Below are 599 nucleotides of genomic sequence, written 5' to 3'. Positions count from 1 at the left end.
CGCGTGAGCGTTGGGGGTTTAACTTTGAATAGAGAGCTGACGATGACCTACTCTCACATGGACGAATCCACACTACCATTGGCGCAACGATGTTTCACTTCTGAGTTCGGGAAGGGATCAGGTGGGGCCATCGCGCTATTGTCGTCAGCAAAGGGGGTTAGATATGAGTCTGTTGTTTTTATTGTTTGACTTCAAATTTTAATTTTTAGTCGATCAACTTGTAACCTAACTGAATCAAGGTTAAAGGTGATATCGAAATATTCTTTCTTTATTCTATAAGCCACTACAGCTTATACAAGATAGATTAATTAGACTTGTATACAAACCACTTGGGTGTTGTATGGTCAAGCCAAACGAGCAATTAGTACAGGTTAGCTACATGCATCGCTGCACTTCCACACCCTGCCTATCAACGTCCTAGTCTTGAACGGCTCTTTAGGGAAATCTAATCTTGAGGTGGGCTTCCCGCTTAGATGCTTTCAGCGGTTATCCCATCCGAACGTAGCTACCGGGCAATGCCACTGGCGTGACAACCCGAACACCAGAGGTTCGTCCACTCTGGTCCTCTCGTACTAGGAGCAGATCCTCTCAAATTTCCA

Annotated in this window: 2 rRNA genes; both read right to left on the bottom strand. The window is 45.1% G+C overall.

Features of this window, described 5'->3' with window-relative positions:
- Positions 1–34 precede the first annotated feature (34 nt).
- A 5S ribosomal RNA gene (rrf, locus tag I6E83_RS14690) occupies positions 35–149 on the bottom strand.
- Between the two features lie 191 nt (positions 150–340).
- Positions 341–599: ribosomal RNA gene (locus I6E83_RS14685) — 23S ribosomal RNA — on the bottom strand; the annotation flags it as partial.

The organism is Psychrobacter sp. SZ93C1 (assembly GCF_015864635.1).
In the GTDB taxonomy this organism is placed as follows: Bacteria; Pseudomonadota; Gammaproteobacteria; order Pseudomonadales; family Moraxellaceae; genus Psychrobacter; species Psychrobacter fozii.
Note: the sequence above shows the minus strand (reverse complement) of the source record. Positions and strands in the feature narration are given on the sequence as shown.